We start from the raw sequence: 4,794 nt of genomic DNA on the forward strand, positions 1-4,794 counted from the left end.
CCAGCTCCGGGGCCGGCGCGGGCGGCGGCTCGGCCGGTGGGGTGGCCGGCCGCCGGCGCAGGAAGCGCGGCGCCCACCAGTTCGCGTCGCCCAGCAGCGTCATCAGCGACGGCAGCACCACCGCCCGGATGATCGTGGCGTCCAGCAGGATCGCCGCCGCCAACCCGATCCCGAGCTGCTTGAAGTCGATCATGCTGAGCGTCGCGAAGATCGAGAAGACGCCGACCATCACGACCGCCGCGCTGGTCACCACCCCGGCCGAGGAGGTGATCCCGTGCGCGACCGCCTCCCGGTTGGGCATCCCGCGGTCGACCGCCTCACGGATCCGGCTGACCACGAAGACGTGGTAGTCCATCGACAACCCGAACAGCACCACGAACAGGAACAGTGGCAGCCAGGTGACGATCGCGTCCATCGAGGTGAAGCCGAGCAGCCCTTCCGCCCACTCGCCCTGGAAGACCAGCACCAGCAGCCCGTACGCGGCACCGGCGGAGAGCAGGTTCAGCAGGATCGAGGTGAGCGCCACCACCACCGACCGGAACGTCCAGGCCATCACCAGGAACGTCAGCGCCAGCACGAACGCCGCGACCACCGGGAGTTTCGCCCAGATGTGGTCGGCGTAGTCCTCGCTGGCGGCCACCCCGCCGCCGACCGCGTACTCCACGCCGGGGATGCCGCCCAGCGCGGCCGGGACCAGGTCGTCGCGCAGCTCGTGCAGGGACCGGGACGCCTCGGCGGACCGGCTGGCGTACGGGGTGGCCACCTCCAGCACCGACACCCGCCGGTCCGCCGACACCCTGATCTCCGGGCCGTCCCCCTCGGCCGGCGCGAAGAGCGGGTCGGTGGCGGTCCGGCCGGCGAGGCCGGTCAGCGCGGCGCGCACCCGGTCGGCCTGGTCGGCGGGCGCCCGCACGGCCACCGTGTGGCTGGTGCCGTTGCTCGGGTACGCGGCCGTGAGCCGGTCGTACGCCTGCATCGCGGCGGTGGTGCGGGGCACGTCCTCCGCGCCCGGGAACTTCAGCTTCATGCCGAGCGCCGGCGCGGCCAGCGCGAGCAGCAGGGCGACCGAGATCAGCAGGGTGGCCACCGGCGCGCGCAGCGCGGGCCGGAGCACCGCCGGCCAGAACCGGGGCGCGGCCGGCTGCCCGTGCCGCCCGGTACGCGGGGCGGTGAGTCGCCACAGCAGCGGCACCCGGGGGCGGTCCACCCAGCGGCCGAGCTTGGCCAGCAGCGCCGGCAGCACGGTCAGCGAGCCGATCACCGCGACCGCCACCACGAGGATGGAGCCGACGGCCAGCGACGAGAAGATCGCGTCCTGGGCCAGCAGCAGGCCGCCCATGGAGATGATCACGGCGGTACCGGAGACCACCACGGCGTGCCCGGAGGTCTCCGCCGCGATCTCCACCGCGTCCAGGCCGGAGCGTCCCTTGGCCCGTTCCTCCCGTTCCCGTCGCACGTAGAACAGCGAGTAGTCCACCCCGACCGCCATGCCGATGAGCAGGATGACACTGGCCGTGGTGTCGGTGGCGGGCACCAGGTGCGAGGCGAGCGTGGAGAGCCCCATCGCGGCGGCCACCGAGGAGAGCGCGAGCAGCACCGGCACACCCGCCGCGATCAGCGCGCCGAACGCGATGATCAGGATTGCCAGGGTCACCGGCAGGCTGAGCAGCTCGGCCCGCTTGAAGTCCTTGCCGAGCGTGTCGTCGAGCGCCTTGTCGATGGACGGGCCGCCGACCTGCTCCACCCGCAGCTGCGGGTGCGCCTCCTGCACCCGCGCGGTGGTGTCCCGCAGCGGCTGCACCCGGTCCCCCGCAGTCTCCGGGTCGCCCGACATGGTGATCGGCACCAGCAACGCGCTGCCGTCCCGCGACGGCAGCGGCGTACCGACCGAGGCCACGCCCTCGACCTGCCGCAACCGGCCGGCGGCGTCCTGCGCGGCGGCCTTGGCGGCGGCCGGGTCGAGCGCCCCCGAGCGGGCCGTGATGAGCACGTTCTCGGTGGCCGGCTGGTGGAACCCGCCGCTGTCCACGATCAGCTCGGCCTGCCCGAACTCGCCGATCGCCTGGTCGGCGTCGGTGGCCTCGTTCAACCCGGCGGCGTTGCCGCCGACGAAGCACACCGCCACGAAGACCACCCACAGCGCGATGGCCCGCCACGGATGCTCCGCACTCCACCGCGCCAACCGCACGGTCACCGGTCGCCTGCCCATATCCGGGTCCCCCTCCAGACGTCGGCCCCGTGCCGACCTCTGGTGACGCTAGGCAGCGGGCGCGGCCCGGACATCGGGGAACGGCCCCGGCTCCTCCCCGATCCCGGCAGGTGGGGCCGCCCGGCCGGAACCGGCCGCGCCGACCGGGGCGGAAAGGGCATTTCAGGGTACGGTCCGGCGCGCCCCCGGGCACCCGCCGGCGATGCACACCGGCGCAACCCCGAGCCGGCTCCGGGTCATCCCCGGAGGCTGCCCCGGGGCCGCGGCTGGCACCGCGGGCAGCTGTAGGAGGAGCGGTTCATGAATCCCTCGCGCCGGATCGGCGCGCCGCAGCGCGGGCAGGGCTCGCCCTCCCGGCCGTACGCGTTCAGCGACCGGTCGAAGTAGCCGCTCTCGCCGTTGACGTTGACGTACAGCTCGTCGAAGCTGGTGCCGCCCTGCTTGATCGCCTCGCCGAGCACGTCCCGCACGTGCCCGAGCAGCCGCAGCGCCGCCGGACGGGTCAGCCCGTCGGCCGGGCGGGTGCCGTGCAGCTTCGCCCGCCACAGCGCCTCGTCGGCGTAGATGTTGCCGACCCCGGAGATCAGCGTCTGGTCGAGCAGCGCCCGCTTGATCTCCGTGCGCTTGCGGCGCAGCGCCGCCACGAACGCCTCGTCGGAGAACTCCGGGTCCATCGGGTCGCGGGCGATGTGCGCGATCTCCGCGGGCAGCTCCGCCCCGCCGGCGGACACGGACAGCCCGCCGAACGTGCGCTGGTCGACGAAGCGCAGCTCCGGACCGTCGTCGGCGAACCGGAAGCGCACCCGCAGGTGCAGCTCGTCGGCCGCGTCGGGCGGTTGCAGCAGCAGCTGCCCGGACATGCCGAGGTGGCCGATCACCGCGTCGCCGCTGTCCAGCGGCAGCCAGAGGTACTTGCCCCGGCGGCGGACGTCGGTGATCGTCCGGCCGGCCAGTACGTCGGCGAAGTGCGCGCCGCCGGGCGCGTGCCGGCGTACCGCGCGGGGGTGGCGCACCTCGACGGCGGCGATCCGGCGGCCGACGACCCACTGGGCCAGCCCCTGCCGGACGGTCTCCACCTCGGGCAGCTCAGGCACGGCCGGCGCCCGCCTCGGCGTCCGCCGGGTCGGTGGCCTCCGCTTCGGCGTCCGCCGGGTCGGTGGCCGCCGCCTCGGCCGCGGCCCGGGCCTCGGCCTGCTCGGTCAGCGTCCGCCAGGCCGACTCGGCGGCCCGCTGCTCGGCCTCCTTCTTGCTGCGGCCCTCGGCCCCGCCGTAGCGGTTGCCGGCCACCACCACCCAGGCGGTGAACGTCTTGAGGTGGTCCGGCCCGGTGCCCTCGATCCGGTACTCCGGCACGCCCAGCCCCAGCGCGGCGGTCAGCTCCTGGAGGCTGGTCTTCCAGTCCAGCGCCGCGCCCCGCCCGGCCGACTCGGCCATCAGCGGGTCGAAGAGGCGGTGGATCACGATGGCCGCGGTGTCCAGGCCGTACTGGAGGTAGATGGCGCCGAGCAGCGCCTCCAGCGTGTCGGCGAGGATGCTCGCCTTGTCCCGCCCGCCGGTGGCCTCCTCGCCCTTGCCGAGCAGCAGGTAGGCGCCCAGCCCGTCCGGGCCCAGGCCGCGCGCCACGTCGGCCAGGGCGCGCATGTTGACCACGCTGGCCCGCAGCTTGGCCAGCTGCCCCTCCGGCAGGTCCGGGTGGTTGTGGAACAGCGCCGTGGTGATCACCACGCCGAGGACCGAGTCGCCCAGGAACTCCAGCCGCTCGTTGGTGGGCAGCCCGCCGTTCTCGTACGCGTACGAGCGGTGGGTCAGCGCGCGCTCCAGCAGGTCCCGGTCGAGCGACACCCCGAAGGCCGTCTCGAGGTGGCCGACGGGAGCACGCCGCCGCTTGTCGTTGGTCATGGTGCTACCTCGGTGTCGTTGCGGTCAGGTGCGGGATCGTGCGGGATCTCGGCGAGCAGGGCCCGGACCGTCCCGGCGGCGTCGCGACGCCAGAGGTGGGCGGCCAGGGCGATGCCCGAGGCGACGTCGTCCGGCCCGGCCGCGCCGTGGCACACCACCACGGTGCCGGCCACCCCGAGCAACGCGGCCGCGCGGGGCGCGCCGCCGTTCGCCGGGGGTCCACCGGCCATCGCGTACGCGCCCTCGATGGCCTTGAGCAGGACGTTGCCGGTGAAGCCGTCGGTGACCACCACGTCGGCGCGGGCACCGAGGGAGATGTCGAAACCCTCGACCAGGCCGATGTAGCGGGCGTCGCAGGGCAGCGGCACGGCGGCGAGCACGGGGTCGGCGGAGCGGCGCAGCCGATCGCCCTTGCCCGCCTCGTGGCCGACGGAGAGCAGCCCCACCCGGGGCGCGATGACGGCGTGGGCCACGGCCGCGTACGCGGCGCCGAGGACGGCGTGCCGGGCCAGCGTGGCGGGGCCGGGTTCGAGGGAGCCACCGACGTCCAGCAGCACCACCGGGCCCTCGACGGCGGGGATCGTGGCGACCAGCGCGGGTCGGCGTACCCCGGTCCAGCGACCGAGGCCGAGCGCGGCGGCCGTGACGGTGGCGCCGGTGGAGCCGGCGGAGAGATCGGAAGAGCG

The 4,794-nt window shown here is 74.8% G+C and carries 3 protein-coding genes and 1 pseudogene; all 4 read right to left on the bottom strand.

Annotated elements, in window-relative coordinates; all coding sequences use genetic code 11:
* Window positions 1–2,209, bottom strand: a 2,209-nt coding sequence (locus tag HUW36_RS25695) for an MMPL family transporter (protein WP_174530512.1), incomplete at its 3' end; no start/stop codon positions are given.
* Between the two features lie 236 nt (window positions 2,210–2,445).
* Complete coding sequence (gene mutM, locus HUW36_RS25700) at window positions 2,446–3,303, bottom strand: bifunctional DNA-formamidopyrimidine glycosylase/DNA-(apurinic or apyrimidinic site) lyase (RefSeq protein ID WP_174530513.1); 858 nt, start codon at window positions 3,301–3,303, stop codon at window positions 2,446–2,448.
* Window positions 3,296–4,108 (bottom strand): ribonuclease III, encoded by an 813-nt coding sequence (gene rnc, locus HUW36_RS25705; RefSeq protein ID WP_174530514.1) that lies wholly within the window; start codon window positions 4,106–4,108, stop codon window positions 3,296–3,298. Before rnc ends, mutM begins: the two co-directional genes overlap by 8 nt.
* Window positions 4,105–4,794, bottom strand: a pseudogene (locus HUW36_RS25710) (phosphate acyltransferase PlsX); the annotation flags it as partial. The gene rnc and the pseudogene HUW36_RS25710, both read right to left, overlap by 4 nt.

Source organism: Micromonospora maritima, from assembly GCF_902825405.1.
Taxonomy (GTDB): domain Bacteria; phylum Actinomycetota; class Actinomycetes; order Mycobacteriales; family Micromonosporaceae; genus Micromonospora; species Micromonospora maritima.